We start from the raw sequence: 20527 nt of genomic DNA, 5'->3' as shown, positions 1-20527 counted from the left end.
GGCGAGCATGCCAGCCCGCACCCGGGCCCGCCAGATCACGGACGTGAACTCACGGGGCGGCGGGCGGCGGGCGGCAGCGTCGCGGTCGAGGGCTGCTGGGTGTACCAGAGGCAGAACATCAGGACCGTCCAGATCTTGCGGGAATGGTCGACCCCGCCGCGGCGGTGGGCGCTCAGCAGGCGCTGCACGTGGGCCAGGTCGATGAGGTGGTCCACGTCCGCCGTCGCGAGGATCTCGGCCGCCCACTCGCCTACGCGGCCGCGCAGCCACACGCGGGTCGGGGTCGGGAAGCCGAGCTTGCGCCGGGTCACCACCGCGTCGGGGACCAGGCCGCGCACCGCCTCGCGCAGGGCGTGCTTCGTCGCGTGCGGGCTGAGCTTGAGCTCGGGCGGCAGGGCGGCCGCCGCGGCGTACACGGCCCGGTCCAGGAACGGCACGCGCAGCTCGAGGGAGTGGGCCATCGACATGCGGTCGGCCTTGGTGAGGATGTCGCCGGGCAGCCAGGTGTGCAGGTCGACGTACTGCATCGCGCTCACGTCGTCCAGGCCCGCGGCCGCGTGGTACAGCGGGGCGGTGACCGACGTGTGCGGGTCGGCCGGGCCGCGCATGAGGCGGGCCTTCTCCACGGGGCCGAAGATGCGGGCGTTGCCGTAGTAGCGCTCGCCGATCGGGGTCGTCGCGCGCTCGAGGAAGCTCTTGCCGCGCACGCCCGCGGGCATCACGTCGGCGACCGCGCGCAGGCCGCGGCGCACCGGGTCGGGCAGGCCCGCCACGCGGGCGAGGGCGGCCGGCTCGCGGTAGATCTCGTAGCCGGCGAAGAGCTCGTCGGCGCCCTCGCCGGACAGGACCACGGTGACGTCGCGGGCGGCGGTGCGGCACAGGAAGTACAGCGGCACCACCGCCGGGTCGGCGACCGGGTCGTCGAGGTGCCACACGATGCGGGGCAGCGCCTCGATGACGTCGTCGTCGCGCACGAGGGTCGCGGTCAGCTGCACGTCGAGCGCGGCGGCGGTCTCGGCGGCCGCCTCGATCTCGCTGTACCGCGCGTCGTCGAACCCGGCCGTGTACGCGCGCAGGTTCGGGTGCCGTTCCCGGGCGAGCGCGACGATGGCGCTGGAGTCGACGCCGCTGGACAGGAAGGCGCCCAGCGGCACCTCCGACTGCAGGTGCGCGTGCACGCTGTCGCGCAGGGCGTCGCGGATGGCCGCGACCGCCTCGGCGGCCGGGCGCCGCACGGGGCGCAGCGCGTGGTCGAAGTACCGCCGGATCTGCGGCTCCTCGCCGGGCCGGCCGGTGAGCGTGTGCCCCGCGGGGAGCCTGTGCACGGCGGGGTGCAGGGTGGCGGGCTCGGGCACGTACTGCAGCGTCAGGTAGTGCGACAGCGCCGCCGTGCCGATGCGCTGCGCCCCGCCCGCGAAGGGCAGCAGCGCCTTCTTCTCGCTGGCCAGGTACAGCCCGTCGGGGGTGCGCAGGTGGTACAGCGGCTTGATCCCGAACGGGTCGCGGATCGCGTGCAGCGTCCGGGTCTGGGCGTCCCACAGCACCGCCGCGAACATGCCCCGCAGGCGCCGGACGGCCGACGGTCCCCAGTGGTGGAACGCCGCGGCGAGAACCTCCGCCTCCCCCTCGGTGGCGAAGGTCGCGCCGTGCCGGGCGATCAGGGCCGCCCGCAGCTCGCGGTAGTTGTAGAGCTCGCCGTTGAAGACGACGGTCCACCGCCCGGCGTACTGCAGGGGCTGGTGGCTGTGCGTCCGGTCGACGATGGCCAGGCGGGTGAAGCCGAACACGACACCGTCGGCGGTGCTCATCGCCGTCTCGTCCGGGCCGCGGTGGCGCAGCCGGTCGAGCGCGGCGGCGAGGGCGGACCGGTCGGCGGTACCGTCGCAGCTGAGGAACACCAGGAGTCCACACATGCCGGCGACGGTAGGAACCGGGTCGTTGGGAACCGATGAAGAACCCGTTGCCGGATCGAAACCCGAACCCGATTTCGCAGGTTCCTCACATTCGCCGGGTCACAATGGCCGGGATGAGCGCACGAATCCTGGTCGCGGACGACGACCCGAAGCAGGCCGAGCTGATCCGGCTGTACCTCGAGCGCGACGGCCACAGCGTGCTCACCGTGCACAACGGCCGCGCGGCGCTGGAGCAGTGCCGCTCCCGCAAGCCCGACCTGCTGGTCCTCGACGTGATGATGCCCCAGGTCGACGGGCTCGACGTGTGCCGGATCATGCGGGCCGAGTCCAGCGTGGCGATCCTGCTCGTCACCGCCCGCTCCACCGAGGACGACCTGCTGCTCGGCCTCGACCTCGGCGCCGACGACTACATGACCAAGCCGGTCAGCCCGCGCGAGCTCGCCGCCCGGGTCCGCGCCCTGCTGCGCCGCTCCGGCATCGGCAGCCCCGGCCACCAGCGGGTGTTCGCGGTCGGCGACCTGGTCGTGGACGCCGGCCGCTTCGAGGTGCGCGTGGCCGGGGAGACGGTCGTGCTCACCGCGAAGGAGTTCGGCATCCTGGAGCTGCTGGCGGCCGAGCCGGGCCGCGTGTTCACCCGCGGCGAGATCATCAACCGGGTGTTCGGCTTCGAGCGCGACGTGTCGGAGCGCACGGTCGACGCGCACGTGGTCAACCTGCGCCGCAAGCTGGAGGACGAGCCGGTCACGCCGCGGTACGTCCAGACGGTGTACGGCCGCGGCTACCGCCTGGCCGAGCCGCCCGTCCCGGACGGGCGGCCGTGAGCTTCCGGCTGCGGGTCTTCCTGCTGACGCTGGTCGTGGCCGTGGTCGCGACCGGGGCGACGGCCTGGATCAGCCTGCGGCTCACGGCCCAGCAGATCGATCGGTCGCAGCAGCAGGCGACCCGCCACGTCGCCGACATCGCCGAGACCGTGCGCAGCTACGGCCGCCGGCACGGCACCTGGGCCGGGGTGGCCGCGCGGGTCGGGCAGCTCTCCGCCGACAACAAGCAGCGCATCCGCCTGGTCAACCTCTACGGGCAGGTCACCGTCGACAGCGACACCCTCGCCAAGCGGACCGCCCGCCCGGTGGTCAGCCCGCCGACGCTGATCAATCCCCGCCCGTCGCTGACGCTGGCCGCGGGGGCCAACCTCAAGACCGATTACGGTGTACTCGACGAGCTCGCGCAGTACCGCCGGGCCGTCGTCTACGCCCGCTGCCTCACCGAGGACGGGGGCGAGCCGCCGACGGTGACCCCGGACGCGTACGGCATCCCGCTGCCGTCCGCGGGGACGCCCAAGGACGGCAGCCCCTGCTCGACCCAGGCCGCCGACGCCCAGGAGGTGGCGGCCGCCGACGACCAGACCGCGGTCACCGGCTGCCGGGCCGCCGCCGACCACAGCGCCTGCCTGGTGCAGGCCTTCGGCAACCAGGCCGAGACGTTCGCCCCCGAACCGCTGCAGCTGTACCTCGGAGCCGTCGACGACGACCCGCTGAGCGTGCTGGCCCGGCCCACCATGGCCGCCATCGGCGCCGTGCTGGTGCTCTCGGTGATCGGCACGGCGTTCGTGGCCCGGCACATGAGCCGCCCCCTGCGCTCGCTGACCGCCGCGTCGCGCCGCCTCGCCGACGGCCACCTCGACACCCGCGTGAAGACCACCGGCCGTGACGAGGTCGGCGAGCTCTCGCGCTCGTTCAACCGGATGGCCGAGGCGCTCGAGGGCGCGGAGCTCGCCCAGCGGCGCCTGCTGGCCGGCGTCGCCCACGAGCTGCGCACGCCGATGTCGAACGTGCTCGGGTACCTGGAGGCGCTGCAGGACGGCGTGGTGCCCGCATCGCGCGAGCTGTTCGGGTCGCTGCACGAGGAGGTGCTGCTGCAGCGGCGCATCCTCGACGACCTGCAGGACCTCACGCTGGCCGAGGCGGGCCACCTCGCGTACCGCCGCACCGACTTCGACCTGGCCGAGCTGGTCGAGGTCAGCCGCGTCGCGCACCTGGCCGTCGCCGAGAACGGCCGCGTCCGGCTCACCGCCGAGGCGGCCGGCCCGCTGCCCGTCCACGGCGACCAGGACCGGCTGCGCCAGGTGCTGGGCAACCTGGTGACGAACGCGCTGCGGTACACCGACCCGGGCGGCGCGGTCGTCCTGCGCGCCTTCCCGCTGCCGGGCCACGCCGTCGTCGAGGTGCGCGACACGGGCTGCGGCATCGCCCCCGAGGACCTGCCGTTCGTGTTCCAGCGGTTCTGGCGCGCCGACCCGGCCCGCGACCGCGAGACCGGCGGCAGCGGCCTGGGCCTGACCATCGCGCGCCAGATCGTGCTCGACCACGACGGCACCATCGACGTGACAAGCACCCAGGGCGAGGGCAGCGTCTTCCGGGTGAAGTTCCCCATCACACCTCGATATGCGAACCCATGATGACGGTGCGGTCGCGGGGCAGGCCGAAGTGCTCGGCCGCGTCGGAGGTGATGTACGAGGTGGCGATGAACAGCCGCTTGCGCCAGGCCGCCATGGTCGGGGCGTCGCCGCGGCGCAGCTCGATCTTCGACAGGAAGTACGACGCCCGCCCCAGCTCCAGCTCGCCCTCGGTGCGGGCCGGGTCGAGCAGGCGCAGCGCGGCAGGCAGGTTCTGGGTGTCCATGTAGCCGAAGCGGACGGTCACGTGGATGATGCCGTCGTCGGCGTACCCGAGCTCGTCGACCGAGATGCGCTCCTCGTCCGGCACCCGCGGCACGGGCTGCGTCTCGATCGACAGGATCAGCACGTGCATGTGGCGGACGTGGTTGTGCTCGACGTTGGCCCGCATCGCCAGCGGCGCCGTCTCCTTGCCGCGGTTGAGGAACACCGACGTGCCGGGCACCAGCCGGGTCAGCGACGGGTCGGTGCGCAGCCGGTCGACGAACTCCCGCAGCGGGCCCTCCTCGCGCCGGCGGGCCGCGGTGACGATGGCCCGGCCCTTCTGCCAGGTCGTCATCACGGTCCACGAGGTCAGCGCGATGAGCAGCGGGAGCCAGGCACCGTGGACGATCTTCGTCAGGTTCGCCGCCACGAACAGCAGGTCGACGCTGAGCAGGAGGGCGGCGCCGGTGTACAGCAGCCAGCGGGGGGTTCGGAAGATCTTGCTCGCGACGTAGAAGAACATCAGCGTGGTGATCGTGATGGTGCCCGTCACCGCCATGCCGTAGGCGTAGGCCAGGGCGGCCGAGCTGCGGAACGCGAAGACGAGGGTGATCACGGACGCCATGAGCAGCCAGTTGATCCACGGCACGTAGATCTGCCCGATCTGCTCGGCCGAGGTGTGCGCGATGCGCAGCCGCGGCAGGTAGCCGAGCCGGGCGGCCTGGGACGCGACCGAGTACGCGCCGGTGATGACGGCCTGCGCGGCGATGACCGTGGCCGCGGTGGCCAGCAGCACCAGCGGCAGCCGCAGCCAGGACGGCACCAGCAGGAAGAACGGGCCGGCGACGTTGGCCGGGTCGTCCAGGATCAGCGCGCCCTGGCCGAGGTAGCTCAGCGTGCAGGCGGGCAGGACCAGCCACAGCCAGCCGAACGCGATCGCGCGGCGGCCGAAGTGGCCCATGTCGGCGTACAGGGCCTCGGCCCCGGTCACCGACAGCACGATCGCGGCGAGGGAGAAGAACGCGACGCCGAAGTGCCCGGCCAGGTACTCGACCGCGTACGTGGGCGAGAGCGCCTTGAGGATCGCCGGGTGCCGCGTGATGCCGGCGATGCCGAACCCGCCGATGGTCAGGAACCAGGCGATCATGATCGGGCCGAAGATCTTGCCGACGGCCTCGGTGCCGCGCCGCTGCACCAGGAACAGCACCACGATGATGACCGCGGTGATGGGTACCACCAGCTCACCCAGCGACGGCTGGACCACCTTGAGGCCCTCGACCGCGCTCAGCACCGAGATGGCCGGGGTGATCATGCTGTCGCCGAAGAACAGGGAGGCGCCGAAGATGCCCAGGCCGGCGAGCATCAGCGCGGTCCGGCGGCCCTGGCCGGCGGCCCGGCGGCGCAGCAGCGTGATGAGGGCCATGATGCCGCCCTCGCCGTCGTTGTCGGCGCGCATCGCGAGCAGGATGTACGTCACCGTCACGATGATCATCACGGACCAGAAGGTCGTGGACACGACGCCGTAGACGAGCTCGTCGCGCACCGGCACCGGGTGCGGGTCATCGGGGTTGAACACCGTCTGCAGGGTGTAGATGGGGCTCGTGCCGATGTCGCCGAAGACGACGCCGAGCGCGCCGACGACGACGCCGACGTTCAACCCCTGCTGCCGTGCGCTCACGACGAAACCCCCTCGAGACCCGTCCAGTATCGGGCCCGAGGGGGGTTTCGGGGGGTTTTAGCTGGATACGAACGAGCGCACCTGGGACAGGACCACGGTGTCGGTGAGGTACGTGAGGTGGTTCTCGCAGGGCACGTACGTGTTCGTCGCCCCGCTCAGCGCCGTGCTCGTGTACGGGATGATGACGCCGTCGCAGGGGGAGTACCAGGTGCGGTAGACCGTGCCGCCGGGCGTCTCGTCGCCGGCGCTCAGCGTCAGGATGAACGCCGAGCCCGGGTACATCTGCTGGCAGGTCACGAAGACCAGGCACGCGCCCGCGGACGTGGTGCCGTGGTTCGCGCCGGCCAGCGAGGCGAGGTGGGCCACGGTGGAGGCGCCGCCGAGCTGCTTGAGGTACCAGAGGCTGACCAGGCCGCCCATCGAGTGGTTGACGATGTCGACCTGCGACCAGCCGGTGCGCGCCTTGACCTGGCTGACGAAGGCGGCCAGGCCCTGGGCGTTGGTGATGTTGCTGCCGTACGAGTTGTACTCGTAGGCGAAGAGCTCGCTGCTGCTGTACCCGGCGGAGCGGAACAGCGACTCGGCGGTCACCCAGTTCGAGGCGCTGCCGGTGTAGCCGTGCACGAAGACGACCGGGCGGTGCGCGGTGGCGGCGTGCGCGCCGGTCGCGGGCACGGCGAACACGGCGGCCGCGCACGCCAGCAGGAGCACGAGGATCCGACGCATGGGACCTCCAGGGGCGGGGGTGTGGTGTGCATCGAAGCCTGCCGATCGCGGGCACGGCCCCGCATCGGCGAAATCGCCGGTGTCAGGACATGACGCGGGCCAGCTCCGTGCGCGAGCGCACCCCGAGGCGCACGAAGATGTTGCGCAGGTGGTGGTCGACGGTCCGCGGGCTCACGAACAGCGCGGCGGCGATCTCGCGGTTGGTCGCCCCGCCGGCCACGAGCCGGGCGATGCGGGCCTGCTGCGCGGTGAGCGCGGGCCCCTCGGCGGCCCCGGCCGGCTCGACGTGGTCACCGGCGGCGCGCAGCTCGGCCGCGGCCCGGCGCACCCAGGGCCCGGCGTCGTACCGCTCGAACGTCGCCAGGGCGCTGCGCAGATGCTCCCGGGCCGCGGCGGGGCGTCGGCGGCGGCGGAGTTCCTCGCCGTACAGCAGCTCGGTGCGCGCCCCCGGGAACGCCGAGTCGCCGGCCAGGTGCAGCCGCAGCGCCTCCCGGAAGTGCGCGTCGGCCTCGTCGTCGCCGCCCGCGAGCAGCCCGTGGCAGCGCGCCGACAGCGCCAGCCAGGTCGGGTTCGCGGTGGCCGCGGCCCACAGGTCGTAGGCGGCGAGGACCTGGTGGGCGGGCCCGTGGTCGCCGCCGCGCACGACGGCCTCCACCAGGGTCGGAATGGCCGGCACCTGTACCCCCAGATGTCCCCGCCCCACCGCGGTGCGCATGACCCCCCACAGCCGCCCGGCCGCGTCGGCATGCCGCCCGTCGGCCACGTCGACCAGGCTCGCCGCCCACACGCACATGGCCCGCGCCTGGCTGTCGACGTCACCCCCGGCCCGGGCCCGGCACCGGCGTACCCAGTGCCGGCAGCCCTCGCCGTCGCCGAGCATCCCCGCCATCACGGCGAGCAGCCCGCAGCAGTTGTCGGCGACCGCGTCCTGCCCGGTCGCCGCGGCGAGCCGCAGCCCCTCACCGGCGGTCGCGGCGGCGAGATCGAGGTCGCCCAGCGCCAGCGCGGCGGTCGCGGCCACCTCGTGGGCGAGCGGCTCGGTCGCCCGGTCCCCGACCCCGCGGGCGAGCCGCCCCGCCCGTACCGCCAGCCGGTGCGCGTCCTCGTCCCGCCCCGCCACGATCCCGGCCCAGGCCGCCCGCACGAGCGCGGCCGGGTCGGCGGACCCTTCGGCGAGCGCGACGGCCCGGCGCAACGGCCCGGCGGCCGCGGCCGGATCGCCGGCGTACCCGGCGGCCACCCCCGCGAGCTGCTCGAACAGCAGCTCCTCGTCCGGCGTCGGCGGTGGCCCGGCGCGCAGGAGAACGGCGCGCCGGGCCACCTCGGCGTAGCGGTCGTGGCGCCCGGCCGCCCCGAGCGCCTCCCCGGCGAGCACGAGCGCGCGCAGGGCCCGCCGCCCGGGCAGCCGCGTGGCCGCGGCGAGCAGCGTGTGCAGCGCGTCCCCGTGCGCGCCGGTGCGCAGCTCGACCTCGCCGAGCAGCAGTTCCCGTTCCGCGTGCAGCGCCGGCGGTACCGCGGGCGCGAACGCGGCGCGCAGCAGCAGCCGCGCCCGGTGCGGCTCACCCCCGCGCCACGCGAGCCGGGCCGCCCCGAGCGTCCACGCGGCGGCGCGGACGGGGTCGGTGGTGAGCTCGGCCGCCCGCTCGAGCGCTGCCACCCCGATGGGGTCGCCCCCGGCGGCCTCGCCGCCCCGCGGGGCCTCGGCGGCGGCCGGCGGCGCGGTGGCCGGATCGTCGCCGGTGGCGGCGGGTGTGCGGGCTTCAGCGTTGGCGGCCGGCGTGTCGGCTTCGGTGGCGGCGGGTGTGTGGGCTTCAGCGTTGGCGGCCGGCGTGTCGGCTTCGGTGGCGGCGGGTGTGTGGGCTTCAGCGTTGGCGGCCGGCGTGTCGGCTTCGTTGGCGGCCGGCGTGTCGGCCTCGGCGGCGGGTGTGTGGGCTTCAGCGCCGGCGGGTGTCGGTGCGGCGATGGGTGCCCTGGCGGTGCTGGCGGTGCTGGCGGTGCTGGCGGTGCTGGTGGTGGCGGTGCTGGTGGCGGTGGTTGCCGGCGTGTTGGCGCTGGTGGCGGTGGTTGTCGGCGTGTGGGCGCCGGCGGCGGCGGCGAGTTCGGTGGCCAGGGCGTCGTCGGGGCCGGTGGCGGTCGCGGCGCGGTGCAGGGCGGCCTCGCGGCGGTCCGGGGCCAGGGCGGCCAGGCGGCGGTGGGCGGCGTGGCGCTCGGCGAGGTCGGCCTCGGCGTAGACGACCTCGGCGAACAGGGGCGGCACGAAGCGGGCGCGGCCGTCCTCCACCTGGATGAGCTCCGCGTGCTCGGCCGGGGCCAGGTCGGCCGGCGGGTGGCCGGCGGCGGCCAGCAGCGCGGCCGGGCAGGAGGTTCCGTCCGCGGTCACCCGGGCGGCCGCGGCGGCCAGGATCAGGGCCTGCCGGGTCGGCGGGGGCAGGGTGCGCAGGACCGCCCGGTACTCGCGGCGCAGCCCGCCCTCCCTCAGCGGCGTCGACGGCGGGGCGGCCTCGCCGCGGCGCTGTTCCCCGGAGAGCGCCGCGGCCAGCTCGGCCAGGGCGCGCGGGTTGCCCCCGGCGCGCGCGGCGAGCACCCCGGCCACGTCGCCGGCGAGGCCGGGGACCGCGTCGGTCAGCAGGTACCGGCTCTCGCGCCGGTCCAGCGGCCCGAGCCGGCGGCGGGGGAGCCCGGCGAGCGCGGCCTCGGCGGCGGCCGCGCCCGGGGTGTCGCGCAGCGCGAACACCAGCGCGATGCGTTCGCGCCCGGCCCGCCGCGCGGCCACGGCGAGGGCGTCGAGCGAGGGCCGGTCGAGCGCGTGCGCGTCATCGACGAGCACCAGGACCGGGGCCGCCCGGCGCAGCGCGGCGAGCACCGCCAGGCCCGCGGCGAGCCGGTCGGGCCCGGAGTCGCGGTGCGGGTCAGGCCCGGGTCCGCGGTGCGGGTCGGAGCCGCGGTGCGGGTCGGGCCTAAGGCTGCGGTGCGGGTCGGGCCCAGAGCTGCGGTGCGGGTCGTCGGGCCCAAGGCTGCGGTGCGGGTCGGGCCAAGGGCCGCGGTGCGGGTCGTCGGGCCCAGGGCTGCGGTGCGGGTCGTCGGGCCCAGGGCTGCGGTGCGGGTCGTCGGGCCCAGGGCTGCGGTGCGGGTCGTCGGGCCCAGGGCCGCGGTGCGGGTCGTCGGGCCCAGGGCCGCGGTGCGGGTCGTCGGGCCCAGGGCCGCGGTGCGGGTCGTCGGGCCCAAGGCTGCGGTGCGGGTCGGGCCCAGGGCCGCGGTGCGGATCGGTTCCGGCTCCGCGGTGCGGTTCGGCGGGGTAGCGCAGCCCGGCGAGCAGCCGGTGGAGCGCGGCGAACGGCAGCGCGGACTCGGCGTGGCACCCGGTCACGGCCAGCACGGTCACCGCGGATGCGTCGGTGGCGTCCGTGGCGGGCCCCGACCTCGCGGCGGTGGTCTCGGACAGGGCCGTCAGCAGGGCGGTGCGCCCGATGCCCGGCGGGCCGGCCAGCACCAGGGCGCCGCCGTGGCCCTCCACGGCGCCCGCGAGCAGGGCCGTGGCGGCGGCCAAATCGTCGTCCCGGGCCCGGAGACGGACTTTCTGCACGGTCGATGCAACAACCATGCCGCTCAGTGTTACGCGCGAGTTACGCGCGGGGGAAGGGTGTTCGCGCTATTGCACGTGCAGGACGTTGTTCACGCGGGCCAGGCGCAGCGTGCGGGTCACCCGCGGGCCCGGGGAGCGCAGGGTCAGCCGCCCGCCCGCGGCGAACATGCGCCGGTGCACGTCGAGCAGCAGGCCGATCGCGGCCGCGTCGACGAACGGGCACTCCATGAGGTCGACGACCAGGTTGTCCGGGCCCAGGTCGACGGCCTCGTGCAAGAGGGCGCCGAAGCGCGGTACCGATGCCGCGTCCAGCTCCTCGTTGATCACGATCTCGATCACGCCGGTCATAGGGCCAGCGTCCGGCGTCGATGTGGCGGACCCTTGCCGGATCCGTGACGGTTGTATGACTTCGGCCGTGAGCGGCCCCGCCGGGGGCGGGCCAGGTGGTCGCACACGGCCCGCGGGCGGCATGATGCCCGTATGGCAGGCGTGCTGGTGATCGAGGACGACGACCGGATCCGGCTCTCGCTGGCGCTGGCGCTGGAGGACGAGGGGTACGCGGTCCGCGGCGCCGCGAGCGCGGAGGAGGGGCTCGTCGCGCAGCGGGAGGAGCCCGCCGACACGGTGCTTGTCGACCTGATGCTGCCCGGCGTCGACGGGTTCGAGTGCATCCGGCAGCTGCGCCGCGGCGACGACGTGCCGATCGTGGTCATCAGCGCGCGCGACGACACCCACGACATCGTCGCCGCGCTCGAGGCCGGCGCCGACGACTACCTGGTCAAGCCGGTCGCGGTGAAGGAGCTCTCGGCCCGGCTGCGGGCGCTGCGCCGGCGCGGGCGCACCGTGCAGGCGATGGCGAGCCTGGTCTTCGGCGACATGGAGATCCTGCCCGGGGCCGGCGAGGTGCGCATCGCGGGCGAGCCCGTCGCGGTGACGCGCACCGAGTTCCGGCTGCTGTGCGAGCTGGCCGAGCACGCCGGGCAGGTGCTGAGCCGCCAGCAGCTGCTGCAGCGGGTGTGGGAGTACGAGATCGGCGACGAGCGGCTCGTGGACGTACACGTCGGGCGGCTGCGGCAGAAGATCGAACAGGACTCCAAGTCGCCGCGGTACCTCGTGACCGTGCGCGGCATGGGGTACAAGCTGCAGCGATGACCCGGCTGCGGCTGGGGCTGCGCACCCGGGTCGTCGCCGGGTTCGCGGCCGGCGCGCTGACCCTGTCGGCGTCGATGGCCCTGGTGTCGTACGAGGTCACGCGCAGCGAGCTCATCAGCGGGCGGGAGCGCGCGGCGGTGCGGTCGGCGACCTTCGACGCGCGGGTCGTCGCGGCCGGGCTGAACACCGACCGGCCCGACATCGGCGGCATGCTGCGCACCCTCGACACCGGCGGCAACCGGCGGGTCCTCGTGTTCCACCTGGGTCACTGGTACTCGCGCAGCGCCGACACCGGCGCCGCGACCGCCGTGCCGCAGAGCCTCCAGCGCCTGGTCGGCCAGCGCGGCCAGGGCATCCAGCGGACCCGCGTCGACGGCGAGCCGGCCGTGATCGTGGGCATCCTGCTGACGCCGGCGACCGCGCTGTACGAGATCGACTACCTGCGCGAGCTGGACCAGACCCTGCGCACCATCGGCTGGGTGCTGGTCCTGGTCGCCTCCGTCGTCGCCGCGGCCGGGGCGGGCCTGGGCTGGTACGCCACCCGCTACGTCCTGCGCCCCCTGCGCTCGGTCGCCGCCGCCGCCCAGGGCATCACCGCCGGCGACCTCACCGCCCGCCTCGACCCCGCCACCGACCCGGACCTGCAGCCGCTGTCGGCCTCGTTCAACGAGATGGTCGACCAGTTGTCCCGGCGCATCGAGCGGGACCGCCGCTTCGCCGCCGACGTCTCCCACGAGCTGCGCTCGCCGCTGCAGACCCTGGCCGCGTCGGCGAGCGTGCTGGAGCGCCGCCGGGACCGCCTGGACGAGCGCACCGCGATGGCGGCCGGCCTGGTCGTGGCCGAGCTGGCCCGGTTCCAGTCGCTCGTCGACGACCTGCTGGAGCTGGCCCGCGGCGACCTCCCGGCCCAGCTCGAGCCGGTCGACGCCGGGGAGCTGGCCCGCCGCGCGGTGCAGCGCCGCGGGCTCGACCCGGCGATCGTGGACGCGCCCGGGCCCGAGGCCGAGAGCCCGCGCTGGACCGTCGACCCGCGCCGCATCGAGCAGGTGCTGGTGAACCTGCTCGACAACGCGGTCACCCACGGCGGCGGGCCGGTCGCGGTGCGGGTCGAGACGGCGGGCGCCGACGGCGTGATCGAGGTCGACGACGACGGGCCCGGCGTCAGCGCGGCCGACCGCGAGGTGATCTTCGACCGGTTCGTGCGGGGCCGCTCGGCCGGGGCCCGCGGCAACGACACCGGGACCGGCCTGGGCCTGTCGCTGGTCGCCCAGCACGTGGCCGCCCACGGGGGGCGCGTGCGCGTGCTGGACCGGCCCGGGGGCGGCGCGCGGTTCCGGATCGAGCTGCCGGGGGTACGGTGAGATCCCGTTTCCTGCTCGTCACCCTCGGCGTCCTGGCGCTGGGCGGCTGCGGCGTGCCCAACGACCGGGACCCGCGACCGATCGAGCCCTCGGTGACGATCGGCTCCTACGAGGGGCCGATGGCGGCGGCGTCGCCCGGCGCGTTCGTGGAGCGGCTGTTCCTGGTGCGCGACAACCAGCTGGTGCCCGTGGACCGGCGGGTGGAGGCGGTACCGCCGCCCCGGCGCCACCTCGAGGACCTCGTCACCGGGCCGACCCCGCAGGAGCGCGGCGCCGGGCTCGACAGCGCGCTCGCCGGCACGTCGTACATCACCGGCGTGCGGCTGGTCAACGGCACCGCGGTCGTGGGGCTGGCCGTCGACAACCCGATCCGCAACGACGAGACGCTCGCCTACGGCCAGATCGTGTGCACCCTCGCGGCCCGTGCCGACATCGTGGCCGTGCAGTTCGCGCAGGCCGGGCGGACGATGGAGGTACCGCGCGGCGACGGCGCCCTGACCAGCGAGCCGCTGACCGAGGCCGACTACGAGAGCCTGATAGCGGGTTAGCCCGCGCGGCCGACGACGATGCTGAACTGGTCGACGCCCCGGATCAGGCGGGCCAGCTGCGCGAAGTCGACCGGCTTGCGGAAGTAGAACTCGGCCGGCACCCCGAAGTCGCGCAGCATCTGCTCCTCCAGCGGCGAGCCGGTGAGCACGACGACGGTCAGCTCGGCCAGGTCCGGGTTGCCCAGCACCCGGTCGAGCACCACGCGCCCGTCGACGCCGGGCAGGTTGAGGTCGAGCAGCAGGATGTCGGGGCGGGGCGCGCCGGCGTGGGCGCCGCGGCGCTCCAGGAAGTCGATCGCCTCGAGACCGTCGCCGAGCACGGTGAGCGGGTTGCGCACGCGGTGCGCGCGGAACTCGTCGACCGTGTAGGCCACGTCGCCCGCGTCGTCCTCGACCAGCAGGATGTGCGCGAGGTCCATGAGCTCCTCAGACTTGCCAGGGTGCAACAATTCGCGATCACCCTAATGCACGTGCCGGGCCGGAATCCACCGGCCCGGGGCAAGGGTCCGCGTGCGGCCGCTGCTCGTGCAACGATTGCGCCGTGACAACGACCGACCCGCTCGTCGAGGCGCTGCTGGCGGTGAGCCGCGGCATGGTCGCGCTCGCCGCGCGCAACCTCGCGGCGCTGGGGGCCGATGTGACGCTGCCGCAGTACCGTGCGCTGGTCGTACTGGCCGGCTCCGGGCCCCAGCGCAGCGCGGAGCTGGCCCGCGAGCTCGGCGTGGCCCCGTCGACCCTGACGCGCATGTGCGACCGGCTGGTACGCAAGGCGCTGGTGCACCGCTTCCACCGGCACAACGACCGCCGCTCGATCTGGCTGGGCCTGACCCCGCAGGGGCGCGACGTCGTGGGCATGGTGATGCGGGCCCGCCGCCGCGAGCTGGAGGCGATCGTGCGCTCCGCGGGCCTCGCGCCGACGCCGCGCGACCTGGCCCTGCTGCAGGCCATCGTGCGCGCCTCGGGCGAGCTGCCCGACGAGGAGTGGTGGCGCCGGTGGGAGGTCTCGGCCGACCCGGTGGACGGCGCGCAGCTCATGCACACGAACCGCCTCGCGCCGGGCGTGCTCAACTGACCTTCGCACCCGTGCCGACCGCCGGCTCCGGGCCGCCGGCAGGCTCCGGCTCCGGCTCGTCAGTGGGCTCCGGCTCCGGGCCGCCGGCCGGCTCCGGCTCCGGCTGGGCGGCGGGCTCCGGCTCCGGGCCGCCGGCCGGCTCCGGCTCCGGCTGGGCGGCGGGCTCCGGCTCCGGGCCGCCGGCCGGCTCCGGCCCCGGCTCGGCAGTGGGCTCCGGCTCCGGCTTGTTCCGCCGGTGCAGCAGCAGGGCCGTCAGGCCGCCGGCGAGCAGGCCCCAGAAGGCCGGGCCGATGCCGAGGATCGTGGTGCCCGACGCGGTCACCACGAACGTGACGACCGCGGCCTCGCGCCCCTCCGCCTCGGTCACCGCCGAGGCCAGCGACGAGCCCAGCGCCGGCAGCAGCGCCAGCCCCGCCACCGCCACGACCAGGATCGGCGGCGACAGCAGCACGAACGCCGTGGCCAGCGACGCGCCCAGGCCGAGGGCGAGCTGGCCGCTGCCCAGCGCGACGGTCGCGATCCAGCGGCGGCGCGGGTCCGGGTGGGTGTCGGGGCCGGCGGTGAGGGCGGCGGTGATCGCGGCCAGGTTGATTGCGTGGCCGCCGAAGGGGGCCGCGAGCGCGCTGGCCGCACCGGTGGCGACGAGCAGCGGGCGCAGGGGCGGGGCGTAGCCGTACGTGGCCAGGACCGCCATGCCGGGGACGTTCTGGGCGGCCATGGTCACCAGGAACAGCGGGATCGCCAGGCTCACGACCACGGAGAGGTTGAGCGTGGGAGCGGTCAGGATCGGGGCGGGGCGCAGCTCGGCGCCGGCCAGGGAGCCGCCGGGGCCGTGCACGGCGATCGCCACGACGGCCGCGAGCAGGGCGCCCGGCACCGCCCACGGCCGGGCGAAGCGGAAGAGGACCGCCCAGGTCAGCACGATCGGGGTGGCCAGCAGCGGCAGGTCGGCCATCGCCCGCACCGGGGCCAGGCACAGGCTCAGGATCACCCCGGCGAGCATGGCGCCGGCGATCGGGCGCGGGATGGCGGCGATCGCTCGGGCCAGCCCGGGCACCAGGCCGGCGAGGACCATGAGCGCGGCGCTGACCAGGAACGCGCCGACGGCCGCCGGGAAGCCGCCCGGCACCGGGCCGGTCGCCGCGAGCAGGGCCGCGCCCGGGGTCGACCAGGCGATGGCGATCGGCATCCGGTACCGGACCCCGAGCACGATCGCCGTGACCCCGATCGCCACGCACACGGCGAGCAGCCCCGAGGCGGCCTGGGCCGGGCTCGCCCCCACGGCCCGCAGCCCGGCGAGCACGACGGTGAACGAGCTCGCGTACCCGACGAGCGCGCTCACCAGCCCGGCGAGCACGGTAGGAAGCCACTGGCGCATCAGTTCGGGCCCTTCGCCGATCGTTCCGTAAACGGAACGCAACAATAGCCACATGAGCGCGCGGGGATCAAGCCGCCCGACGGCCGACGCGGCCGTGGGCGAGCGGCTGCGGCGGATGCGGGAGGCGCGCGGCTACTCGCTGTCGGCGCTGGCGCGGGCGGCCGGCATCGGCAAGGCCACGCTTTCCGGGCTGGAGCACGGCACGCGCAACCCGACCCTGGAGACGCTCTACGCCGTGGCGGGGGCTCTGGAGGTACCGCTGACGGCTCTTGTCCTGAAGCCCGGTGATCCGCCGGCCGCGGCGGTGGACGTCCGCGGTGCGGCCGTCACCGCGACGCTGCTCGAGGTCTTCGACGAGCCCGGGGCGACCTTCGAGCTGTTCTGGATGCGGGTGCGACCGGGCGTGGCGCAGCACTCGCCGGCGCACGCGCGCGGGGTGACCGAGCACATCACGGTGTACGGCGGGGTGCTGCGCGCCGGGCCCGAGGACGCGCCGCTGGCCGCCGGGCCGGGCGAGCACGTGACCTTCCCGGCCGACGTGCCGCACATCTACCAGGCCGGCGGCCCGGACGAGGTCGTGGCCAACCTGCTGATCAGGTCGCCCCGCTGACTCCGGCCGCCGTGCCGGCCGGGGGCAGGTCGCCGGGCCGGGGTCGGCTCGCCGTGCCGGCCGGGATCAGGCCGCCGTGCCGGGGCCGGGGTCAGGCCGCCGTGCCGGCCGGGATCAGGCCGCCGTGCCGGGGCCGGGGTCAGGTCGCCGTGCCGGGGCCGGGGTCAGGTCGCGGTGCCGGGCCGGGACCACGGGCCGGGGCCGTCGGGCTCGGTCAGCGCCGCGATCACCGCGGCCAGCGCCGGCGGCTCGAGCCGGTCGGGCAGCGCGGCCAGGCCGGCCGGGTCGGCCCACACGTGGTCGTGCAGGGTCGCCTCCTCCTCCGGCAGCAGCCCCGTGCGCACCAGCTCCGGCCGCTCGGCGGCGAAGCGCGCGAGGAAGAACTGCTCGGGGCCGACCATGTGGCGCCCGTTCCACCAGAGGTCCCGCTCGACGTCGACGCAGCGGTCCAGCACCGCACCGCTGTCGAGCCCGGTCTCCTCGCCGAGCTCCCGCCGGGCCGCGTCGAGCGGCGACTCGCCGGGGTCGATCCCCCCGCCGGGCGGCTCCCACAGCCACGAGCCGTCGCCGGGGTCCTTCCAATGCAGCAGCAGTACCCGCTGAGCCGCATCCAGGCACACCACCCGCGCGGCCGGCCGGTGCCGGGGCTCCTCGATCTCCACGCCGAGACCCTACCGGTCCCGTCACCGGCGCCGCCGCGGCCATCGCGCCCGCCGCGACCGGGGGTGCTCGCGCCGTTCCCGATCGCGACCAGCGTCGGGGCCGCGTTCGCGCTCGCCCACGACGGCCCCGCGGGCGCCGTGCGCATGCTGCGCGGCGTGCCCGGCGCTTCACCGTCTTCTGCCTGCTGGTGGCGCCGCTGGTCGAGCCCATGGGCACGTACGCGGCGTTCGCCCTCGCGCTCGCCGTGACCCTCGCGGTGCAGGTGGCGACCCTCGTGGCGCCGGGCCGGCGGCGGCCGGCGCCTGCGGCCGCCCCATTGCCGTAAAACGAACATTTGCCGCGTTCCCCGTCATATCCGGTGCCCAGCGCGGGTGATCAAGGGGTGAACCGGATGCAGGATCAGCTCATCTTCGGCGTCGGCCGGCTGCTGTGTGCGCTGCCGCTCGCCGCGGTCGTCGAGACCGTGCGGCCGCTGCCGGTGCAGCCCGTCGCCGGCGGGGGCGGGGCCCTGCTGGGCGTGGCCGTCGTGCGCGGGGCCGCGGTGCCGGTGGTGGACACCGCGACGCTGCTCGGCGACCCGGGCGCCGTACCGAGCCGGTTCGTCACCGTGGAGACGCCCGCCGGCACCGTCGCGTTCGCCACCGGGCCGGTGCTCGGCGTGCGCGCCGTCCTCCGCTCGGCCGCGCAGGCCGCCCCGGTCGCCGGGGCGCTGGTCGAGGCGGTCGGGGTGCTGGACGGCCGGCCGCTGCTGTACCTCAGCCCCGAGACGGTCATGGTGCACGCGCGCGGGCAGGTCCACCGTGCCGCCGCGTGAGCCGGGCAGCCCCGTGGGCCGGCTGCGCGCCCTGCTCGCCGAGCGCCTCGGGATGGCCTTCGACGACAAGAAGGAGCCGCTGCTCGGCGAGATCCTGCAGCAGCGGGCCACGCAGCACGGGCTCACCGACCGCGGGTACCTCGACCGCCTCACCACAGCCTGGAGCGCCGAGCTCGCCGCGCTCGCCGAGGCCCTCACCGTCAACGAGACGTACTTCTTCCGCAACATCGACGCGGCCCGCACGGTCGTGGAGCGCATCACGCGGAGCCTGGCGCCGGGCGGGTACCTCTTCCTGGGCCACACCGACACGCTCGGCCCGCGCCCCGAGGGCCTGACCGTGCACCACACCCACGGCACGTTCTACTACGAGCGCCTGGCCACGCCGCGCCGGGCGCCGGAGCCGGTCCCGCCCGCCCGCCCGCGCCTGCGCGAGCAGGCCCTGCACCTGCTGGGCCGGGAGCGCTTCGGCGAGGCGCTCGCACTGCTGGACGCCGTCACCGGGGCCGAGGCCGACCGGCCCGAGACGTGGCTGCTGCGCGGCTGCCTGCTGGCCGCGCGCGGCGACACCGGGCGGGCCGCGCAGCTGTGCGGGCGGCTGCTGGAGCGCGACGCCCTCTACGCCGACGCGCACCAGCTGCTCGCCGACTGCCACGAGGGCGACGAGCGCCACGACGAGGCCCAGCGCCATCACCGCATCGCCGCCCAGCTCGACCCGCCCTTCGCGATGCCCCGGCTGCGGCTCGGGCTGCTCGCCCGGCGCCTCGGCGACCGGCGCACCGCGGAGGAGGAGCTCGATCTGGCGGTACACCTGCTGCGGGCCGAGACCGACGAGCGGGTCGCGCTGTTCGGCGGCGGCTTCGGCCGCAGCGCCCTGATCGCCCTGGGCCGCGCCGAGCTGGCGGCCGTCTCGTGATCGCGGCGGAGGCGGCGGTGCGGCCGGCCGGGCTCGCGGAGACGGTGACGGAGACGGAGGCGGCGGTGCGGCCGGCCGGGCTCGCGGAGACGGAGGCGGCGGTGCGGCCGGCCGGGCTCGCGGAGACGGAGGCGGCGGTGCGGCCGGCCGGGCTCGCGGAGACGGAGGCGGCGGTGCGGCCGGCCGGGCTCGCGGAGACGGAGACGGAGACGCCGGCGCGGCCGGCCCGGGCCGGGCCGGAGCCGGGGCGACTGGAGCGCCGGCTCACCGAGCTGCGCGCGGAGTTCGACCGCTCGTTCGCCGACCCGCCCCGCAACGCCGTCGCCGGCCACGACGACCTCCTGGCGATCCGGGCGGGCGGGGTGCGGTACGCGCTGCGGCTGACCCAGGCCGCCGGGCTGTTCCCGGACCGCCCGGTGACCCGCCTGCCCGGCCCGCTCGGCGCGCTGCTGGGCGTCGCGGGCTTCCGCGGGGCGATCGTTCCCGTGTACGACCTGGCGGCCGTGCTGGGCACCGGCGGTACACCATCGGCACGCCCGGACGGCGAGGACGGCCCGCGCTGGCTCGTGCTCGCGGCCGGGCTGCCCGCCGTCGCACTGGCGTTCGCCGGGCTCGACGGCCACCTGCGCGTCCCCAGCGACGAGCTCGTCGAGGAGGCCGACGGGCACGGCCCGCACGGCTGCCTGCGCGGGATCGTGCCGCTGCCCGACGGCGCCCGCCCCATCGTCGACGTGCCAGCGGTACGTGCCGCGGTCCGGGCCGCCGTCGACGCCGTGACCGGGCCGCGGGACCGGGCCGAGGAGCGATAGTGCGGGACATGGCACGGCAGTGGACCTTCGGGCAGCGCCTCGCGGTGGGCTTCGCGGTCACGGCGGCGCTGACCCTGATCACCGGCGCGGTGACGGTGTGGGCGCTGAACACGGTGGTGGCGGGCAAGGACCAGGTCATCGACGTCGGGGTCAGGGGCCTCGCCGCCGCGCAGGAGCTGCGGGTCGCGGTCGAGGCCAAGAGCAGCGCGGGGCGGGCGTTCCTGCTGACCGGCGACCAGCGGTACACCCAGCAGATCACCGCCGCGCGGAGCCAGTTCTCCGCCGCGGCCGCGCAGGTCCGCGAGGTGCTGGGCACCGGCGAGGAGCGCGACCTGCTCGACCAGGCCGTGGCCGGCGAGCAGCGCCACCAGGACGCGCTGCAGACCGTCATGAGCCGCCGGACCGAGCCGGGCGCGGACCCGGCCGAGATCAGCGCCACGTTCGAGGACAGCGTGGTACCGCTGCGCGACAGCCTCGACCGCCAGCTCAGCTCCCTCACCGACCGGCTGAACCAGGACCTGCGCAGCCACCAGGACATCGCCTCGTCCCGCGCCGGGACCGCCATCGGCGTCGTCATCGGCCTCGCCCTGCTCTCCGTCGTCTTCGGCGTGATCAGCGGCCTGCTGCTCGCCCGCGCGCTGCGGCGCCAGG

At 75.8% G+C, this 20527-nt stretch carries 19 protein-coding genes; 11 read left to right on the top strand and 8 right to left on the bottom strand.

The annotated features are described in order from the left end of the window. Window positions 1-35: 35 nt before the first annotated feature. Window positions 36-1913 carry an asparagine synthase (glutamine-hydrolyzing) gene (gene asnB, locus ACPPVO_RS40625; protein ID WP_426503900.1) on the bottom strand — a complete coding sequence of 626 codons (1878 nt, stop codon included), beginning with the start codon at window positions 1911-1913 and terminating at the stop codon, window positions 36-38. Between the two features lie 104 nt (window positions 1914-2017). Here asnB and ACPPVO_RS40620 point away from each other — a divergent pair, with 104 nt between their 5' ends. Continuing rightward, window positions 2018-2734 (top strand): response regulator transcription factor, encoded by a 717-nt coding sequence (locus ACPPVO_RS40620; RefSeq protein ID WP_426503899.1) that lies wholly within the window; start codon window positions 2018-2020, stop codon window positions 2732-2734. Next, window positions 2731-4368, top strand: a complete 1638-nt coding sequence (locus tag ACPPVO_RS40615; RefSeq protein WP_426503898.1) for a sensor histidine kinase — start codon at window positions 2731-2733, stop codon at window positions 4366-4368. Before ACPPVO_RS40620 ends, ACPPVO_RS40615 begins: the two co-directional genes overlap by 4 nt. Here the strand turns inward: ACPPVO_RS40615 and ACPPVO_RS40610 are convergent. From ACPPVO_RS40610 to ACPPVO_RS40595, 4 genes are all read right to left on the bottom strand, one after another. Beyond that, window positions 4343-6247: a potassium transporter Kup gene (locus ACPPVO_RS40610; RefSeq protein WP_426503897.1), complete on the bottom strand. Its 1905-nt coding sequence runs from the start codon at window positions 6245-6247 to the stop codon at window positions 4343-4345. The two genes, ACPPVO_RS40615 and ACPPVO_RS40610, sit on opposite strands and share 26 nt — an antisense overlap. 57 nt (window positions 6248-6304) lie before the next feature. Then, the gene (locus tag ACPPVO_RS40605; protein ID WP_426503896.1) at window positions 6305-6973 is read right to left on the bottom strand and encodes an esterase/lipase family protein; all 669 of its coding nucleotides are present in this window, start codon (window positions 6971-6973) and stop codon (window positions 6305-6307) included. Window positions 6974-7055: 82 nt separating this feature from the next. Further along, on the bottom strand, window positions 7056-10574 hold the full coding sequence (locus ACPPVO_RS40600; protein WP_426503895.1) for a LuxR C-terminal-related transcriptional regulator: 3519 nt from the start codon (window positions 10572-10574) through the stop codon (window positions 7056-7058). Between the two features lie 48 nt (window positions 10575-10622). After that, the gene (locus ACPPVO_RS40595; protein ID WP_426503894.1) at window positions 10623-10904 is read right to left on the bottom strand and encodes an STAS domain-containing protein; all 282 of its coding nucleotides are present in this window, start codon (window positions 10902-10904) and stop codon (window positions 10623-10625) included. Window positions 10905-11036: 132 nt separating this feature from the next. Here ACPPVO_RS40595 and ACPPVO_RS40590 point away from each other — a divergent pair, with 132 nt between their 5' ends. From ACPPVO_RS40590 to ACPPVO_RS40580, 3 genes are read left to right on the top strand one after another with little or no spacing between them, the layout of a single operon-like run. Next, a complete protein-coding gene (locus tag ACPPVO_RS40590; protein ID WP_360372357.1) occupies window positions 11037-11708 on the top strand; it encodes a response regulator transcription factor in 672 nt (223 codons plus the stop codon). Next, window positions 11705-13069, top strand: a complete 1365-nt coding sequence (locus ACPPVO_RS40585) for an ATP-binding protein (RefSeq protein WP_426503893.1) — start codon at window positions 11705-11707, stop codon at window positions 13067-13069. The genes ACPPVO_RS40590 and ACPPVO_RS40585 overlap by 4 nt, the downstream gene beginning before the upstream one ends. Beyond that, on the top strand, window positions 13066-13617 hold the full coding sequence (locus ACPPVO_RS40580) for a GerMN domain-containing protein (protein ID WP_426503892.1): 552 nt from the start codon (window positions 13066-13068) through the stop codon (window positions 13615-13617). Before ACPPVO_RS40585 ends, ACPPVO_RS40580 begins: the two co-directional genes overlap by 4 nt. Here ACPPVO_RS40580 and ACPPVO_RS40575 read toward each other — a convergent pair. After that, window positions 13614-14036, bottom strand: a complete 423-nt coding sequence (locus ACPPVO_RS40575; protein WP_426503891.1) for a response regulator — start codon at window positions 14034-14036, stop codon at window positions 13614-13616. The two genes, ACPPVO_RS40580 and ACPPVO_RS40575, sit on opposite strands and share 4 nt — an antisense overlap. Window positions 14037-14158: 122 nt before the next feature. Between ACPPVO_RS40575 and ACPPVO_RS40570 the strand changes: the two genes are divergently transcribed. Then, window positions 14159-14689, top strand: coding sequence for a MarR family transcriptional regulator (locus ACPPVO_RS40570; RefSeq protein ID WP_426503890.1), 531 nt, complete (start codon window positions 14159-14161; stop codon window positions 14687-14689). Here ACPPVO_RS40570 and ACPPVO_RS40565 read toward each other — a convergent pair. Further along, the gene (locus ACPPVO_RS40565; RefSeq protein WP_426503889.1) at window positions 14682-16067 is read right to left on the bottom strand and encodes a benzoate/H(+) symporter BenE family transporter; all 1386 of its coding nucleotides are present in this window, start codon (window positions 16065-16067) and stop codon (window positions 14682-14684) included. The two genes, ACPPVO_RS40570 and ACPPVO_RS40565, sit on opposite strands and share 8 nt — an antisense overlap. Before the next feature lie 52 nt (window positions 16068-16119). Here ACPPVO_RS40565 and ACPPVO_RS40560 point away from each other — a divergent pair, with 52 nt between their 5' ends. Continuing rightward, window positions 16120-16677: a helix-turn-helix domain-containing protein gene (locus ACPPVO_RS40560; RefSeq protein ID WP_426503888.1), complete on the top strand. Its 558-nt coding sequence runs from the start codon at window positions 16120-16122 to the stop codon at window positions 16675-16677. Between the two features lie 164 nt (window positions 16678-16841). On the opposite strand, the gene ACPPVO_RS40555 is transcribed toward ACPPVO_RS40560, so the two are convergent. Further along, window positions 16842-17339 (bottom strand): NUDIX hydrolase, encoded by a 498-nt coding sequence (locus ACPPVO_RS40555; RefSeq protein WP_426503887.1) that lies wholly within the window; start codon window positions 17337-17339, stop codon window positions 16842-16844. Window positions 17340-17527: 188 nt separating this feature from the next. Between ACPPVO_RS40555 and ACPPVO_RS40550 the strand changes: the two genes are divergently transcribed. The 4 genes from ACPPVO_RS40550 to ACPPVO_RS40535 all read left to right on the top strand — a co-directional run bounded on the left by ACPPVO_RS40550 (window position 17528) and on the right by ACPPVO_RS40535 (window position 19876). Beyond that, complete coding sequence (locus ACPPVO_RS40550; RefSeq protein ID WP_426503886.1) at window positions 17528-17665, top strand: hypothetical protein; 138 nt, start codon at window positions 17528-17530, stop codon at window positions 17663-17665. A gap of 66 nt (window positions 17666-17731) precedes the next feature. Then, the gene (locus tag ACPPVO_RS40545) at window positions 17732-18154 is read left to right on the top strand and encodes a chemotaxis protein CheW (protein WP_426503885.1); all 423 of its coding nucleotides are present in this window, start codon (window positions 17732-17734) and stop codon (window positions 18152-18154) included. Beyond that, a complete protein-coding gene (locus tag ACPPVO_RS40540) occupies window positions 18141-19067 on the top strand; it encodes a hypothetical protein (protein WP_426503884.1) in 927 nt (308 codons plus the stop codon). Before ACPPVO_RS40545 ends, ACPPVO_RS40540 begins: the two co-directional genes overlap by 14 nt. Further along, on the top strand, window positions 19064-19876 hold the full coding sequence (locus ACPPVO_RS40535; RefSeq protein WP_426503883.1) for a chemotaxis protein CheW: 813 nt from the start codon (window positions 19064-19066) through the stop codon (window positions 19874-19876). Before ACPPVO_RS40540 ends, ACPPVO_RS40535 begins: the two co-directional genes overlap by 4 nt. The last annotated feature ends 651 nt before the right edge of the window (window positions 19877-20527 follow it).

This window comes from Dactylosporangium sp. McL0621 (genome assembly GCF_049995355.1).
Lineage (GTDB): Bacteria > Actinomycetota > Actinomycetes > Mycobacteriales > Micromonosporaceae > Dactylosporangium.
The sequence above is the reverse complement of the archived record's forward strand: the minus strand, read 5'-3'. Positions and strand labels throughout refer to the sequence as shown.

Excerpts from the sequence above, each read along its gene's own strand:
- asnB (WP_426503900.1), bottom strand. The coding sequence starts at position 1,913 with ATGTGTGGACTCCTGGTGTTCCTCAGCTGCGACGGTACCGCCGACCGG.
- ACPPVO_RS40620 (WP_426503899.1), top strand. The coding sequence starts at position 2,018 with ATGGCCGGGATGAGCGCACGAATCCTGGTCGCGGACGACGACCCGAAG.
- ACPPVO_RS40605 (WP_426503896.1), bottom strand. The coding sequence starts at position 6,973 with ATGCGTCGGATCCTCGTGCTCCTGCTGGCGTGCGCGGCCGCCGTGTTC.
- ACPPVO_RS40600 (WP_426503895.1), bottom strand. The coding sequence starts at position 10,574 with ATGGTTGTTGCATCGACCGTGCAGAAAGTCCGTCTCCGGGCCCGGGAC.
- ACPPVO_RS40595 (WP_426503894.1), bottom strand. The coding sequence starts at position 10,904 with ATGACCGGCGTGATCGAGATCGTGATCAACGAGGAGCTGGACGCGGCA.
- ACPPVO_RS40590 (WP_360372357.1), top strand. The coding sequence starts at position 11,037 with ATGGCAGGCGTGCTGGTGATCGAGGACGACGACCGGATCCGGCTCTCG.
- ACPPVO_RS40585 (WP_426503893.1), top strand. The coding sequence starts at position 11,705 with ATGACCCGGCTGCGGCTGGGGCTGCGCACCCGGGTCGTCGCCGGGTTC.
- ACPPVO_RS40575 (WP_426503891.1), bottom strand. The coding sequence starts at position 14,036 with ATGGACCTCGCGCACATCCTGCTGGTCGAGGACGACGCGGGCGACGTG.
- ACPPVO_RS40565 (WP_426503889.1), bottom strand. The coding sequence starts at position 16,067 with ATGCGCCAGTGGCTTCCTACCGTGCTCGCCGGGCTGGTGAGCGCGCTC.
- ACPPVO_RS40560 (WP_426503888.1), top strand. The coding sequence starts at position 16,120 with ATGAGCGCGCGGGGATCAAGCCGCCCGACGGCCGACGCGGCCGTGGGC.
- ACPPVO_RS40545 (WP_426503885.1), top strand. The coding sequence starts at position 17,732 with ATGCAGGATCAGCTCATCTTCGGCGTCGGCCGGCTGCTGTGTGCGCTG.